Source organism: Micromonospora sp. C28SCA-DRY-2, from assembly GCF_030519475.1.
GTDB lineage: Bacteria > Actinomycetota > Actinomycetes > Mycobacteriales > Micromonosporaceae > Micromonospora.
The window spans coordinates 480,300-495,357 of the sequence record NZ_JAUMKD010000004.1 but is presented as its reverse complement, the minus strand read 5'-3'; the positions used below and the strand labels follow the sequence as shown (position 1 = coordinate 495,357).

The 15,058-nt window shown below is 74.4% G+C and carries 14 protein-coding genes; 7 read left to right on the top strand and 7 right to left on the bottom strand.

Translation table 11 applies throughout. From position 1 onward, the window contains the following. Positions 1-69: 69 nt before the first annotated feature. Positions 70-711, top strand: a complete 642-nt coding sequence (locus Q3W71_RS19955) for a DedA family protein (protein WP_302920864.1) — start codon at positions 70-72, stop codon at positions 709-711. Between the two features lie 23 nt (positions 712-734). On the opposite strand, the gene Q3W71_RS19950 is transcribed toward Q3W71_RS19955, so the two are convergent. Beyond that, positions 735-1,370 carry a TetR/AcrR family transcriptional regulator gene (locus Q3W71_RS19950; protein ID WP_302920863.1) on the bottom strand — a complete coding sequence of 212 codons (636 nt, stop codon included), beginning with the start codon at positions 1,368-1,370 and terminating at the stop codon, positions 735-737. 66 nt (positions 1,371-1,436) lie between these two features. Between Q3W71_RS19950 and Q3W71_RS19945 the strand changes: the two genes are divergently transcribed. The 3 genes from Q3W71_RS19945 to Q3W71_RS19935 all read left to right on the top strand — a co-directional run bounded on the left by Q3W71_RS19945 (position 1,437) and on the right by Q3W71_RS19935 (position 4,886). Next, positions 1,437-1,889 (top strand): SCP2 sterol-binding domain-containing protein, encoded by a 453-nt coding sequence (locus Q3W71_RS19945; protein WP_302920862.1) that lies wholly within the window; start codon positions 1,437-1,439, stop codon positions 1,887-1,889. Position 1,890: 1 nt separating this feature from the next. Next, positions 1,891-3,105 (top strand): acyl-CoA dehydrogenase family protein, encoded by a 1,215-nt coding sequence (locus Q3W71_RS19940; RefSeq protein WP_302920861.1) that lies wholly within the window; start codon positions 1,891-1,893, stop codon positions 3,103-3,105. Positions 3,106-3,320: 215 nt separating this feature from the next. After that, positions 3,321-4,886: an AMP-binding protein gene (locus tag Q3W71_RS19935; RefSeq protein ID WP_302920860.1), complete on the top strand. Its 1,566-nt coding sequence runs from the start codon at positions 3,321-3,323 to the stop codon at positions 4,884-4,886. Between the two features lie 163 nt (positions 4,887-5,049). On the opposite strand, the gene purD is transcribed toward Q3W71_RS19935, so the two are convergent. The 5 genes from purD to Q3W71_RS19910 all read right to left on the bottom strand — a co-directional run bounded on the left by purD (position 5,050) and on the right by Q3W71_RS19910 (position 10,095). Next, the gene (purD, locus tag Q3W71_RS19930; protein ID WP_302920859.1) at positions 5,050-6,297 is read right to left on the bottom strand and encodes a phosphoribosylamine--glycine ligase; all 1,248 of its coding nucleotides are present in this window, start codon (positions 6,295-6,297) and stop codon (positions 5,050-5,052) included. A 96-nt stretch (positions 6,298-6,393) separates the two neighbouring features. Then, positions 6,394-7,317, bottom strand: a complete 924-nt coding sequence (locus Q3W71_RS19925) for a type IV toxin-antitoxin system AbiEi family antitoxin domain-containing protein (RefSeq protein WP_302920858.1) — start codon at positions 7,315-7,317, stop codon at positions 6,394-6,396. Positions 7,318-7,521: 204 nt separating this feature from the next. Next, complete coding sequence (locus tag Q3W71_RS19920; RefSeq protein ID WP_302920857.1) at positions 7,522-8,172, bottom strand: HAD family hydrolase; 651 nt, start codon at positions 8,170-8,172, stop codon at positions 7,522-7,524. 29 nt (positions 8,173-8,201) lie between these two features. Then, entirely contained in the window at positions 8,202-8,453 is a 252-nt protein-coding gene (locus tag Q3W71_RS19915; RefSeq protein ID WP_302920856.1) for a glutaredoxin family protein, read from the bottom strand. Beyond that, positions 8,446-10,095 carry an AMP-binding protein gene (locus tag Q3W71_RS19910; RefSeq protein WP_302920855.1) on the bottom strand — a complete coding sequence of 550 codons (1,650 nt, stop codon included), beginning with the start codon at positions 10,093-10,095 and terminating at the stop codon, positions 8,446-8,448. The genes Q3W71_RS19915 and Q3W71_RS19910 overlap by 8 nt, the downstream gene beginning before the upstream one ends. A gap of 759 nt (positions 10,096-10,854) precedes the next feature. Here Q3W71_RS19910 and Q3W71_RS19905 point away from each other — a divergent pair. From Q3W71_RS19905 to Q3W71_RS19895, 3 genes are all read left to right on the top strand, one after another. Further along, entirely contained in the window at positions 10,855-11,811 is a 957-nt protein-coding gene (locus tag Q3W71_RS19905) for an ECF subfamily RNA polymerase sigma factor, BldN family (RefSeq protein WP_302920854.1), read from the top strand. Between the two features lie 295 nt (positions 11,812-12,106). Continuing rightward, positions 12,107-12,988, top strand: a complete 882-nt coding sequence (locus tag Q3W71_RS19900; RefSeq protein ID WP_302920853.1) for a DUF5667 domain-containing protein — start codon at positions 12,107-12,109, stop codon at positions 12,986-12,988. 146 nt (positions 12,989-13,134) lie between these two features. Next, entirely contained in the window at positions 13,135-14,010 is an 876-nt protein-coding gene (locus tag Q3W71_RS19895) for an HAD family phosphatase (RefSeq protein WP_302920852.1), read from the top strand. 22 nt (positions 14,011-14,032) lie between these two features. Here Q3W71_RS19895 and Q3W71_RS19890 read toward each other — a convergent pair whose 3' ends face one another. Then, a complete protein-coding gene (locus tag Q3W71_RS19890; protein WP_302921023.1) occupies positions 14,033-14,890 on the bottom strand; it encodes a lysophospholipid acyltransferase family protein in 858 nt (285 codons plus the stop codon). Positions 14,891-15,058 lie beyond the last annotated feature (168 nt).

Below are 15,058 nucleotides of genomic sequence, written 5' to 3'. Positions count from 1 at the left end.
CTTAAGTAGTGCGCCCCGGCTGACCCACGGCCGATGGCGACGGGTCGGGCCGGCAGCAGCATCGGGTCCATGGATTCCGTGCTCGACCTGCTCCACCAGACCATGTCCTCGCCCTGGGTCTACCTGGCGCTCTTCACGATCGCGGTGGTGGACGGGTTCTTCCCGGTCGTGCCGAGCGAGACGGCGGTCATCACCGCCGGCGTCTTCGCCGCGACCGGTCAGCCGGACCTGCCGGCCGTGATCGCGGTCGCGGCGGCCGGCGCGCTGGTCGGCGACCACGTCTCGTACGCCGTCGGCCGGCACGGTGGCGGTCGGCTGCTCGCCCGCCTGCCCGGCGACGGCCGGCGCCGGGCCGCCTACGAGTGGGCGCGGCGCGGGATCGCCACCCGGGGCGGGCTGATCCTCACCGTCGCCCGGTACATCCCGGGTGGCCGGACCGCCGTCACCATGACCATGGGCGCGGCCCGCTTCCCCCGGCGGCGGTTCCTCGTCTTCGACGCGCTCGCCGCCGGCTCGTGGGGCGTCTACTCGGCGCTGGTCGGTTACCTGGGCGGGCTCGCCTTCGAGCAGGACCCGATCCGCGGGCTGCTGCTCGGCCTCGGTCTCGCCCTGACCGTGACCCTGGTGGTGGAGGTGACCCGCTGGCTCGTGGGCCGCCGTCGGGCGGCCGCCGCCGCGCCGGCCCGGGAGCCGGCCGGGCTGCGGCGCTGACCCCGCTCCGCCCGGCCCCCGCCCTACCGCCCGGGCCGCCAGGTGGCGCCGGCCAGCAACTGCCCGGCGCCGAGCCAGGCGACGTTCATCATCCGCGTCGCGGTCTTCTCCGGGTCGGCCTCCGGGTGGTCGGCGAGCCAGTCGGCCAGCGACTCGCTCGCCCCCACCAGGGCGTACGCGACGACCTCCAGATCGGTCTCGCCCGCCCCGCGCCCCTCGGCGCGCAGCGCGTGGTCGAGCATCCCGGCGACGATGTCGACCAGGCGGGCGCGCATGCCCGCCAACTCGCCGGCGAACGGCTGCTCGCCCCGGGCCTGCCGGTAGAGCACCGCCCAGCCGTCCCGGTGCGCCCCGACGAAGCCGAAGAACGCCCGCAGCCCGCGCCAGAGCCGCTCGTCGGCCGGCAGGTCGGGGGCGGCCGCCCCGGCGATGGCCTGCATCATCCGGGTGCCCTCGCGGTGCAGGCAGGCGACGAAAAGCTCCTCCTTGGTGCCCAGGTAGGCGTAGACCATGGGCTTGGAGATGCCGGCGTCCTCGGCGATCTCGTCCATGCTGGCCGCGTGGTAGCCGCGTCGGGAGAAGACCTTGACCGCGGCGTCGAGCATCTGCTGCTCGCGGACGGCCCGGGGCAGGCGCTTGAAGGTGGGGGTGCCGGACACCTTGCGAGCATACCTACTCGCCCGTAAGGTTACGCACGAGTAGCCAATACCCGGAAGGTGCGCCTCATGACTGACTTCGACCCGGCCAACTTCGCCAACGTCGGCCCCAAGGAGTTCGCGCAGCTGGTCAAGTCCACCCCCGACGACAAGATCGCCGAGGTGATGTCCGGCGACCTGCGCGGCAAGATCCTCGGCGAGGTCTTCAACCGGATGCCGTCGCTGTTCCGCGCCGACCGGGCCGGTTCCACCAACGCGGTCATCCACTGGAACATCACCGGGCGGCCCGACGGCGGCACCGACACCTACGAGGTGGTCATCGCCGACGGCACCTGCACCGTCAACGAGACCCCGCAGCACGACCCGAAGCTGAGCCTGACCATGGGCCCGGTCGAGTTCCTGAAGATCGTCTCCGGTGGCGCCAACCCGGTGATGATGTTCATGACCGGCAAGCTCAAGGCCAAGGGCGACCTGGGCCTGGCCGCCAACATCGCCAACCTGTTCGACATCCCCAAGGCCTGACATGGTCGAGTTCTCGCTCGACCTGAACGAGGAACAGCGGGATCTGCGGGACTGGGTGCACGGCTTCGCCGCCGAGGTCGTGCGCCCGGCCGCGGCCGAGTGGGACGCCCGGGAGGAGACCCCGTGGCCGGTCATCCAGGAGGCGGCCAAGGTCGGCCTCTACGGCTTCGAGTTCCTCGCCACCTGCTGGGCCGACCCCACCGGCCTCTCCCTCCCGATCGCCAGCGAGGAACTCTTCTGGGGTGACGCCGGCATCGGGCTGAGCATCTTCGGCACCTCGCTCGCGGTCGCCGCGATCTACGGCGCCGGCACGCCCGACCAGCTGGTCGAGTGGGTGCCGCAGTGCTTCGGGTCGGTCGACGAGCCGGCCGTGGCGGCGTTCTGCACCAGCGAGCCGGAGGCCGGCTCCGACGTCGGCGCGATGCGTACCCGGGCGGTCTACGACGAGGCCACCGACGAGTGGGTGCTGCGCGGCCAGAAGGCGTACGCCACCAACGGCGGGATCGCCGGGGTGCACGTGGTCACCGCCTCGGTCGAGCCGGAACTCGGCTCGCGCGGGCAGGCCGCGTTCGTCGTACCGCCCGGCACGGCGGGGCTGTCCGCGACCCGCAAGCTGCGCAAGCTCGGGCTGCGCGCGTCGCACACCGCCGACGTCTTCCTCGACGACGTACGGGTGCCCGGGCGCTGCCTGCTCGGCGGGCGGGAGGCCCTGCTGGAACGGCTGGACCGGGCCCGCTCCGGCAAGCGGGCCTCGGCGCAGGCCGCGATGCGCACCTTCGAGCTGTCCCGGCCCACCGTCGGCGCCCAGGCGCTCGGCGTGGCCCGCGCCGCGTACGAGTACGCGCTGGACTACGCCAAGGACCGGGTCCAGTTCGGACGGCCGATCATCGAGAACCAGGCGGTCGCGTTCGCGCTGGCCGACATGAAGATGGAGATCGACGCGGCCCGGCTGCTGGTCTGGCGCGCCTCCTGGATGGGGCGCAACAACCGGCCGTTCACCGCGGGCGAGGGCTCGATGTCCAAGCTCAAGGCCGGCGAGGTGGCCGTCGCGGTGACCGAGAAGGCGGTGCAGCTGCTCGGCGGCGCCGGCTTCCTGCGCGACCATCCGGTGGAGCGCTGGTACCGGGACGCGAAGATCTACACCATCTTCGAGGGCACCTCGGAGATCCAGCGGCTGGTCATCTCCCGGGCGATCTCCGGGATGCAGATCCGCTGACGGGCGCGGGCGGCACGGCGCCGTGCCCGCTCGCCCGGGCCGGGGCCGGCCCCGCCACGCCCGCTAGCGGAGCCGGCGCCGACCGGCGTCCAGCAGGTGGCCCGGATCACCGCCGGGTGGGCCCGACCCGGCGTCCGGTGCATGATCGAGAAGACAGCTCACGGAGGGCCCCCTGGTCGGGGGCCCTCCGCGCACCGCCGAAGGAGGCTCGTGGCATGGATCTGCCCTTCATCGTCGCCACGCTGACCCGCCGCGGACTGCTCACCCCCGGCCGCCCGATCCGGGTCGCCTCCCAGCTCGGTGCGCTGCGCAAGTGGGGCTGGAGCCTGGCCGGTGAGCTGCGCCAGGCGGCCGCCCGCGACCCGGACCGCACCGCGATCGTCGACGAGCAGGGCGCCGAGCTGACCTACCAGGAGCTGCTGGACCGGGCCGAACGGCTGGCCCGCGCGCTGCGCGCGGGCTTCGGCGTGCAGACCGGCGACCGGATCGGGGTGCTCTGCCGCAACCACCACGGCCTGATCGAGACCATCGTCGCGGCGACCCTGCTCGGCGTCGACGCGGTGCTGGTGAACACCGGGCTCTCCGCCGCCCAGTTGGCCACCGTGGCCGAGGAGCAGGCGCTGCGGGTACTGGTGCACGACACCGAGTTCGCCGAGCGGGTTCTCGGCCTCCCCGCGGAGCTGCACCGGGTCGACGAGCGCGCCCGCGAGGAACTGATCGCCGGCGCCCTCCCCGGCGACGACCTGCGCCCGCCGGAGCGCGACGGGCGGATCATCGTGCTCACCTCCGGCACCACCGGCACGCCGAAGGGGGCCCGACGGCCCACGCCGAACGGCTTCGGCCCGCTGGTGTCCATCATCGACCGCATCCCGCTGCACACCCGGGACCGGGTGATGATCGCCGCCCCGATCTTCCACACCTGGGGGTTCGCCGCCCTCCAGGTCTGCTTCGCGCTCCGCGCCACCATCGTGCTGCACCGGCGCTTCGACCCGGCCGCCACGCTGGCCGCGCTCGTCACGCACCGGTGCGACGCGCTCTTCGCCGTACCGGTGATGGTGCAGCGGCTGCTGGAGGTGCCGGCGCCGGACCCGCGGCCGCCGCTGAAGGTGGTGGCGATCAGCGGCTCCGCGCTGCCCGGCAACCTCGCCCACCGGTTCATGGACGTCTACGGCGACGTGCTCTACAACCTCTACGGCTCCACCGAGGTCTCCTGGGCCGCCATCGCCGGCCCGGCCGAGCTGCGCGCGGCGCCCACCACCGCCGGCCGGCCGCCGCACGGCACCAAACTGCGGATCCTCGACGACGCGGGCCAGCCGGTGCCGGTGGGCCGGGTCGGCCGGATCTTCGTCGGCAACGAGATGCTCTTCGAGGGCTACACCTCCGGGGCGGAGCGGGAGAGCCGGGACGGCCTGCTGGACACCGGCGACCTGGGCCGGATCAACGCCGACGGGCTGCTCTTCGTCGACGGCCGGGCGGACGACATGATCGTCTCCGGCGGGGAGAACGTCTTCCCGTCCGAGGTGGAGGATCTGCTCGCCCGGCTGCCACAGGTCCGCGAGGCCGCCGTCATCGGGGTGCCGGATCCGGAGTACGGCCAGCGACTGGCCGCGTTCCTCGCCCTGCACCCCGGCGAGACCCTCGACCCCGAGGCGGTCCGCGAGTACGTCCGGCACTACCTGGCCCGGTTCTCCGTGCCGCGGGACGTCGTCTTCGTCAAGTACCTGCCACGCAACGCCACCGGCAAGGTGCTCACCCGGGAGCTGCGCCGCTACTACGGCTGAACGGCGCCGGTGTGCCAGTCGCCACAGAGCAGGTACGCGGTGCGGCGGGCGGCTCCAGCCGCGCCCCGACGTACTCGCGGTAGCCCTCAATGTCGGCCGGCAATCCCGCCACCTCCTCGCCTCACCGGTCAAACGGAGGCGGCAGCGGTGGGGGTTGCCCGGGTCAGCCGGGAATCGTGACCCGGCCGGCGACCGCGGCGGCGGCGATGTCCTTGCGGTAGTGGGAGCCGGCCAGCCCCACGCCGCCCACCAGGGCGTACGCGGCGTCCCGCGCGGCGGCGAGGTCGGCGCCGGTGGCGGTGGCGCAGAGCACCCGGCCACCCGCCGAACAGAGCGTGCCGTCCGGGGCCCGGCGGGTGCCGGCGTGGATGAAGCCCGCGCCCTCGGCGCCGCTGATCGCGTCACCGGTGCGGGGCGCGGCCGGGTAGCCCTCGGCGGCGACCACGACCGTCACGGCGGCGCCGTCCCGCCAGCGCAGCGGCGGGTGGTCGGCGAGCGTACCGGTGGCGGCGGCGTGCAGCAGCCCGCCGAGCGGCGTCTCCAGCAGCGCCAGCACCACCTGCGTCTCCGGGTCACCGAAGCGCGCGTTGAACTCGATCACCCGCGGGCCGTCGGCGGTGATCGCCAGCCCGACGTAGAGCAGGCCGGCGAACGGGGTGCCGCGGCGGCGCAGCTCGGCCAGGGTGGGGTGCACGACGTCGCGCATCACCTCGTCCACCAGACCGGGGGGCGCCCAGGGCAGCGGGGCGTACGCCCCCATGCCGCCGGTGTTCGGGCCGGTGTCGCCGTCGCCGACCCGCTTGAAGTCCTGGGCCGGCAGCAGCGGCAGCGCGGCGTCGCCGTCGGTCACCACGAAGAGCGACACCTCGGGCCCGGCCAGGTACTCCTCGACCACGACCTGCCCGCACTCGGCGGCGTGCCGGAGCGCGGCGGCCCGGTCGTCGGTGACCACCACGCCCTTGCCGGCGGCGAGCCCGTCGTTCTTCACCACGTACGGCGCGCCGAACTCGTCCAGCGCGGCGCCGGCGGTCGCCTGGTCACCGCAGGTGTACGCGCGCGCGGTGGGCACGCCGGCGGCGGTCATCACGTCCTTGGCGAACGCCTTGGAACCCTCCAGCCGGGCGGCCGCGGCGGACGGGCCGAACACCGCGATCCCCTTCGCCCGCACCGCGTCGGCGACGCCGGCGACCAGCGGCGCCTCGGGACCGATCACCACCAGGTCGGCGCCGGTCTCCGTCGCCAGCGCGGCGACCGCCACCGGATCGTTCGGGTCGACCTGCCGCAGCTCGGCCAGCTGCCCGATGCCCGGATTGCCCGGCGCCGCGAACAACTTGTCCACCGCCGGATCGGCCGCCAGCCCGAGCGCGAGCGCGTGCTCCCGCCCCCCACCACCCACAAGAAGTACCCGCACGACCCCGCATCCTACCCACGGCCCCCGCCCACCCCGCCCAGCCCGTGTTGATCATGAGGTTAACGGCGGCGACGGTGATCGACTTCGCCACTAACCTCATGATCGACGGCGTTGGGCGGCGGCGACGGCTTGGCGGATGGTCTGGGGGATGTAGTGGGGGTCTAGGGTGTCGGGCCAGGTGAAGCGGAGGATGGTCCAGCCGGCGTTGACCAGGCGGTTCTGGCGGCGGCGGTCGGCGTAGGCCGCCTCGGGGGTGCCGTGCGGGCCCCGGCCGTCGGCCTCGGCGATCACCTTCGGTCCGCGCCAGCCCAGGTCACCAATGCCGAGCAGGTAGCCGTCGTCGTCGCGCACCTCCAACTGGAGGGCGTCCGGCGGCACCTTGCCGTCGACGCAGCGCAGCCGGGTGCGGGTCTCCAGCGGAGACTGCGCCCGGCCGTCGGCCTCCGCCAGGTAGCCACGCGCCGCCACCGCGCCCCGCCGGCCCCGGATCAACCGGGGTATCGCCAGCAGGTCGTCGCCGTCGATGAGCCCTCGGTTCAGCGCGGAGTCCAGTACGCAGACCGCCGGGTACCGGCCGACGCGGAGGATCACTTCCGTGACCGTCGTGAGAGGGTCCGTGGCCGCCAGACCACCGAGGCTGACGATGGAGGCCGCTGGATGCTCCAGCTGGTGCACCACGAGGCCGGGTTCCTGGGCCCGTGCCAGCTTCGCCGCGACGCCCGGCAGCGCCACATGGATCTCATCACTGCGGGGAAGGCCGGCGATGCCGTGTAGTTCGGCTGCCGTCCCCAGCACCGCATGGGCCTTCGGGCCCAGGGACAGCAGCGCCGCCCGAATCAGACATCGTCGAGAGGGCTCCTCAGCCGTCGCGCGGCTCGCCAGGTAGACGGCCCTGGCAAGCCGACGCCAGCGGCCGAACGTGACGAGATTGTCGATCTCGTGCCGAGTGAACCCGATCCTTGTCGCCTGCGCCCGGGTCACCAGCCCGTCCTGCCCGCCGGCGATCCGCAGCAGCGCCATCCCCCGATCCATGACCCCCGACCATGGACCACCCCACCCCACCCCCACGACCCCTGTGGATAATCCCCCACCCCCCTGTGGACAACCGCCCCACACTCTCCATGTTGATCATGAGGTTAGCGGTGGGAACGGCGATCAACTTCGCCGCTAACCTCATGATCAACGGGGTCGACCGGGGGGAGGGGAGGGGTTGGGGGGAGTTGGTCAGGGGAGGGTTTGGGCTAGTTTTACGGCTTCGGTTAGGGTGTCGGCCACGGGGTGGCCGGAGGCGTGCAGGCGGGCGGGGTCGGTGAAGCCGCCGGTGTAGAGCACCGCGCGGGCGCCGACCGAGGTGGCGGCGTCGGCGTCGTCGATGGAGTCCCCGATCAGCACCACCGCCCCGCCGTCCAGGCCCAGCTCGGCCAGGTGCCGCTCCAGCGACTCGGCCTTGCGGTCGCCGCCGACCTCCGCCCGCAGCCCGTCCACCCGGACGAAGTGCCCGGTCAGCCCGTACGTCTGCACGGTCGGCACCAGCTCGTCGTGGAACCACATGGACAGCAGCGACTGGCTCCCCGACCAGCTCGCCATCGCCGACGCCGCGTCGTGCGCCAGTTCGCAGGTGGTCAGCCCCGCCCGGTACGCGTCGTGGAAGAGCCGGTCGAGCCGGCCGAACGCCTCCTGGTCGACGGCCCGGCCGAGCACCTCGGCGTAGTAGTCGGCGATCGGCCGGCGGAACCGGACCCGGTGCTCCTCGGCGGTCACGCTCGGCCCGCCGACGCTGGCGAAGGCGGCGTTGGTGGCGGCGACCACCAGGCTGAGGTCGTTGAGCAGGGTGCCGTTCCAGTCCCACACCAGGTGGGTGCGTGCAGGGGTCATCGCCGCACCCTATCCACCGCCCACCAGCGCTACAGCTGGGGTGTGGTGAGGTCCCGCAGCAGCCGCTCCTCCTCCACCCGCCAGTAGCCGTGCTCCTTGCCGTCGAGCAGCACCACGGGCAGCCGGTCGCCGTACTCGCGCTCCAGCTCGATGTCGCCGCTGACGTCCTGCTCCACCCACCGGTCGCCGGTGACCGCCACCACCCGGTCCAGCGCCTCCTTGGCGTCGTCACAGAGGTGGCAGCCGGGCCGGGTGATGAGGGTGAGTCGGGGTTCACGCATCGGTGTCCTCCGTGCTGCTGGCGCCGGCGTCGGCCGGCGGGCGGTCGCCGGCCGGATCCGCCGGGGACGGGTCCGACCGGAGCAGGGTCTTGCGCACCTTCCCGATCGCCGAGTGGGGCAGCGCGTCGACGAACTCGACGGCGGTCGGGCACTTGAACCGGGCCAGGTTGCGGGCGCAGTGGGCGAGCAGGTCCTCGCTGGTCACCGGACGCCCCGGCGCCGGCACCACGTACGCCCGGACAGTCTCGCCGGTACGCGGGTGCGGCACACCCAGTACCGCCGACTCGGCCACGCCCGGGTGCGCGGAGAGCACCAGCTCGACCTCGTGCGGGTAGACGTTGAACCCGTTGACCAGGATCAGCTCGCCGATCCGGTCGACCAGGAAGAGGTCGCCGTCGGCGTCCGCGTAGGCGACGTCGCCGGTGGCCCACCAGCCGTCGGCGTCCGGCCCGCCCCGGCCGTCCGGCCAGTAGCCGGAGAAGAGGTTGGCCCCGCGCACCACGATCTGCCCCGGGTCGGTGCCCGGCGCGGGGTCGGCCAGCTCCAGCTCGTCGTCGTCCTCGTCCGGCTCGGCCACGCCGTCGTGCCACAGGTCCGCCCCGTCCGGGCCGACCAGGCGCAGCTGCACGCCGGGCAGCGGCCGGCCGATCGAACCGGCCTTCGCCACCTGACCGACCAGGGTGGTGGTGAGCACCGGGGCGGTCTCGGTGAGGCCGTAGCCGACGTGCACCGGGCGGCCGGCGACCTCGGCGAAGCGGGCCGCCACGGCGGGCTCCAGCGGCGCCGCGCCGCAGACCGCGACGCGTACCGAGGCCGTCGCGGCAGCGGCCGCGCCGGCGTCCGCCGTGGACCAGGTCAGGAACATCGACGGTACGCCGACCAGCACGGTGACCCGGTGCCGGGCGATCTCGGCGAGCCCGCCGTCGGCACCCAGGTCGTCGACCAGCACCCCGGTCGCGCCATGGTGGACGACAGCGCCCAGCCCGGAGTTCAGCCCGTACGCGTGGAACAGCGGCAGCGCCAGCAGCACCCTGTCGTCCGGCCCGACCACCGGCGGCTCGATCCGCTCCACCTGCTCGTGGTTGGCCAGCAGCGCCCGGTGGGAGAGCATCGCGCCCTTCGGCCGGCCCTCGGTGCCCGAGGTGTAGAGCAGCACCGCGAGGTCGTCGCCGCCCCGGGCCGGCGACGGGTCGCCGGCCGGCGCCGCGCGGGGCGGCGTGGCGTGCACGGCGGTGAGCGCGGGCAGTTCCCCGGCGACCTCGGCGACCAGCTCGCGGACCGGCTCGGTGCCGATCAGCACGGACGCGCCGGAGTCGGCGAGCACGTGCCGCAGCTCGGGGCCGGTGAGCGCGGGGTTGACCGGCACCGCCACCAGCCCGGCGCGGAGCGCGCCGAGCAGGCCGAGCACGAAGTCGGGCGAGTTGGGCAGGGCGACCGCGACCCGGGCGGGCCGCCCGGCCGGGTCGGCGGCCGGCACCGCCGCGGCCAGCCCGGCGGCCACCTCGGTCACCGCCGCGTCCAGTTCGGACCAGCTCAGGGTCTGTTCGCGCCAGTGCAGCGCGGGTCGGTCGCCGTGGGCGACGGCCGCCCGGCGGAGCCGGTCGGCGAGGTTCGGCGCGGAGCTGTCGGCTGCGTCCTGCACGGTGGCTGAGTCTGGCACAGCGCGGGCCGCCCGGCCATGCCGGACACCGGCCGGCACGCGCCCCGGAAAACGGACCGAGCCGGCCACCCGCCGGCCCCGGACCGGACGCCGGTCGGCGGGAGCGCCGGCGGCCGGGACCGGGTCGGGTGGGCCGGTCGGCGGGAGCGCCGACGGTCGGGACCGGGTCGGCTGGCCCGGTTGGCGGGGCGGCGCCGGCCGGGCCGGCGGGACGGGCTCGGCCGGACGGCGGATGGGTCCCGTCCACAGGACACGCCGAGACGACATCCGAGACACCTCCGGTCCCGTGCACAGGACGCACCGGGACCCGCCGCACACCCCCTCGGACGCACCGCCCGACCGTCCGCCCGGGACTGTCGACGATCCCAGAGGAATGCGCTGACCAGGGCCTCCACTGCGGACCACGGGCCGTTGGGAAAGTCAACCGCACACGACGGACAACCGGTCCGCCATTCGTGCGACACGGCGGGAAATACTTCCGCCCTGTGTAACGGACTTGCCACGCGCGGGTGACGTTGGCCCTATCATCACTCGGGTCGGCTCACCCCATTTGCCGTGAGTCGACACCCCTCAGCCCGAGGAGGCCCCCGTGCCTGTGAGCGCATTGGACCAGCACCTCAAGGGGATCTGCCGCCCGTCGGCACACCCCCGACCCGCCCTGCCCGACCACAGACCCGATCCGGTGTCGCCGACGACGCACCGGCCGGCGCGGTCGACCGCCGGCGGGACGGAGGGAGCGCGGTGACAACCTTCGGCTACGCGGAACGCCCCCTCGGTCTGACCGGTCCGGCGGCCCGCGCCACCGTGAACGAACGACTCGCCGCCCGGGGCCCGGTGGAGGACAGCGGCAGCCTCTCCGTACGGGCGGAGGGCACGTCGAAACGGCTGCGCAACCGGCCCCACCACAACGACCCGCCGCCCCGGCCGGCCGCTCCCGGCACGAACGCGAAGCCGGCCGGCGGCCGCGTCGCGGTGCCCGCCCGGCCGTCCATGCCGGCGCAGAGCCGGCGCACCGGGGAGCCGCCGGCGGTGGCCGACCCGTCCACGACCGAGACGGCGGTGCTCCCCGCGGTGCCGGCGGCCACCCCGGTCAACACCTCCACGGGCTACCCGAGCCGGCCCGACCCGTCGGACCCGGCCACCGAGGTCTGGGCACTCGTCGAGCGCGCCCAGGCGGGCGAGTCCGAGGCGTTCGGGCTGATCTACGACCGGTACGTGGACACCGTCTTCCGGTTCGTCTACTTCCGGGTCGGCAACCGCCAGCTCGCCGAGGATCTCACCTCGGACACCTTCCTGCGCGCCCTGAAGCGGATCGGCAGCTTCACCTGGCAGGGCCGGGACCTCGGCGCCTGGCTGGTCACCATCGCCCGCAACCTGGTCGCCGACCACTTCAAGTCCGGCCGCTACCGGCTGGAGGTGACCACCGGCGACGTGCTGGACGCCGACCGCGAGGACCGGGGCCCGGAGGGCAGCCCGGAGGCCGCGGTGGTCGAGCACATCACCAACGTGGCCCTGCTCAGCGCGGTAAAGCAGCTGAATCCGGAGCAGCAGGAGTGCATAGTGCTCCGGTTCCTGCAGGGCTTCTCGGTGGCCGAGACGGCCCGGGCGATGGGCAAGAACGAGGGCGCGATCAAGGCGCTCCAGTACCGGGCCGTCCGAGCCCTGGCGCGGCTGCTCCCGGACGGTTTCCAACCGTAGTCCCATGAATGGGACTCGCGCCTGTCGATCAATGTTTTCGCAGCTCAGCGCCCTTCTTGCTGGGTGACTTCGGTCACTTTCTGTGATTTCGCACCCGCCGGCCCCGTAACCCGTGCCCGCTGCTGACCGTTTCTCCGGGTGCGACCGGTTGGTAGCTCCGGCATCCCCCCGGGCCCCCAGCGGGAGGCCCGGCGGCATGGCCGGCCACGAACGTGGGTTCGTGGTGCCCGCCGTCCCCGGTCGTCGGCGACGACAGCGGCCGACCGGCCGTGACCAGCGAGAGGAGGTGCCTGCGGTGGACAGCAACCTCTTCTCCCGTCGGCGCGCCGAGCGCTTCGCGCAACTTCTCGACGAGGCCAACGGTGGGCGACGCCGCCACGCCCGGTCCCGGGCCGACGACCAGCTCGCCGCGCTCGTCGCGGTCGGGCAGCGGCTGCGCACGGAGGTGCCGGCCGTCGAGGTCGACGCGGACTTCCGTACCGGGCTGCGGGCGATGCTGCTGGCCACCGCCGAGCGGGAGGGCATCGGCGCCCCGGCCGCCGCGGAACCGGCCGCCCAGCGCGCCGGCACCGCCACCACCGGCCGCGGTTCGCTGCTGCCCGCCGTCACCGCCCGCCGGGCCCGAGCCCGGGGAGCCATCCTGGTCGGGATCGCGGCCGGGGCGATCGCCGTCTCGGGCATCTCGGCGGCCAGCGAGAACGCCGTGCCGGGCGACGCGCTCTACGGGATGAAGCGCTCGACCGAGCGCGCCCAGCTCGCCCTGACCAGCTCGGACATCAGCCGGGGGCAGCTCTTCCTGGACTTCGCCCGGACCCGGCTGGGCGAGGCGGCCGCGCTGCGCGGCGACCAGACCGGCTTCAGCGCCGTGCTCGACGACATGGACGCCGACACCCGGCAGGGCGTACGCCTGCTGAACAGCGCGGCGGTGCAGCGCTCCGACCCGGCGGCGCTGGACGCGGTGAACTCCTTCCTGACCGGGCAGCGGCGGTCGGTGAACGCGCTGCTCGACGACGCGACCCGGGCCGAGCGGGACCGCGCCCGGCGCTCGCTGGCGCTGCTGGACGCGATCCGCGAGCGCTCGGACGCGCTGCGCGCCGCGATCGCCTGCGGCCTGCCGGCCCCCGCCGGCAGCGACGCCCTCGGCCCGGCCCCGGCCGCCTGCCCGCCCGGCCGCTGACGCCCCACGCCGCGCGAGTCGCCGGCATCCCCACGTCGGGGAGCCGGACACGACACAGTTCACCCGCCGGCCGGCCATCCGACGCCCGCTCCCGGCTACCCTCGCCAGGAGGCACACGTCGCGCCGGTCGAGCGGAGGGAGGTCGCGTGGCCCGCAGCCGCAAGGTGACCGTCAGCACCGACGCCCACGGTCACACCGCCGGCTGGGCGGAAACGGACCCGGCGGCGCCGACTCCCCCGGAGCCGGACCCGAGCGCGGCGGCCTTCTTCGACGTGGACAACACGATGATGCAGGGCGCCTCGATCTACTGGTTTGCCCGCGGGCTCGCCGCGCGCAAGTACTTCACCACCTCCGACCTGGTCCGGTTCGCCTGGCAGCAGCTCCGGTTCCGGCTGCTCGCCACCGAGCACGCCGGCGACATGTCGCAGGCCAAGGAGGCGGCCCTCGCCTTCATCGAGGGCTGGCGGGTCGAGGACGTGGAACGGCTCACCGAGGAGATCTTCGACGAGCTGATGGCGCCGCGGATCTGGAGCGGCACCCGGCGGCTGGCCCAGCGCCACCTCGACGCCGGCGAGCGGGTCTGGCTGGTCAGCGCCGCGCCGGTGGAGATCGGCCGGGTGATCGCCGCCCGCCTCGGGCTGACCGGCGCGATCGGCACGGTGGCCGAGATCGCGGACGGCGCGTACACCGGGCGGCTGGTCGGCGACCTGATGCACGGCCCGGCGAAGGCCGAGGCGATCAGCCAGCTGGCCGCGGTCGAGGGGCTGGAGCTGAGCCGGTGCTCCGCCTACAGCGACTCGGCGAACGACCTGCCGATGCTGTCGGCGGTCGGCCGGGCGGTGGCGGTCAACCCGGACGGCACCCTGCTGCGGCAGGCCCGGCAGCTCGGCTGGGAGGTCCGGGACTTCCGCACCGGACGCCGGGCGGTCAAGATCGCCGTGCCGTCCACCGCCGCCGCTGGCCTGGTCGCCGGGGCGGTGACCGCGGGCCTGGCGCTGCACCGCCGCCGCCGCGGCACCTGACCGGCCCGCAGCCGGCCCCCGGTCAGGGGCCGAACGGGTCCGGCCGGCGCTCCAGCAGCTTGTGCAGGGTCTGCTGGATGGTCTCCCGCACCTGGTCGGCGAGGTTGAACACCACCAGCGGGTCGTCCGCCGAGTCGGTCAGGTGGGCGGTCGGGATCGGCGGGCAGAACTCGATCAGCCACTTGCTCGGCAGCGGCACCATGCCCAGCGGCCCGAGCCACGGGAAGGTCGGGGTGACCGGGAAGTACGGCAGCTTGAGCAGCCGGGCGAGCGGCTTGATGTCGGCGAGCATCGGATAGATCTCCTCGCCGCCGACGATGGCCACCGGCACGATCGGGGTACCGGTGCGCAACGCCGCCGAGACGAACCCGCCGCGGCCGAAGCGCTGGAGCTTGTAGCGCTCGGAGTAGAGCTTGCCGATGCCCTTGAAGCCCTCCGGGAAGACGCCGACCAGCTCGCCGTTGCCGAGCAGCCGCTCCGCGTCCGGGTTGCAGGCCACCGTGCCGCCGGACTTGCGGGCCAGCTCGGAGACGACCGGCATCCGGAAGACCAGGTCGGCGCCGAGCAGCCGCAGGTAGCGGTGCGCCGGGTGCTGGTCGTGCAGGGCCGCCGAGAGGATCAGCGCGTCCAGCGCCACCGTGCCCGAGTGGTTGCCCACCACCAGCCCGGCGCCGTCGGTGGGCACGTTCTCGATGCCGGTGACCTCGGTGCGGAACCAGTCCCGGTAGAGCACCCGCAGCAGCGGGTGGAAGACCGCGCTGGTCAGCTCCGGGTCGAAGCCGAACTCGTCCACCTCGTAGTCGCCGGCCAGCCGGCGGCGCAGGAAGGCAAGGCCCTTGGCCACCTTGCGGTCCCAGTGGTCGCCCGGCCGGTCCGGCACCGCCGGCCCCTGCCCGGCTCCGCCGTCCCGGCCGTCGCCGCCGCCCTGGCCGCCGCCGGTCCGGCCGCCCGCCGTCGGCCCGGCCGACTCGTCGGCGGCCGGCTCGTCCCGGCCGGACCGGTCGGCGTCGGCGGCGCGCGACTTGTCGGCGGCCGGCTCGTCGGGGCC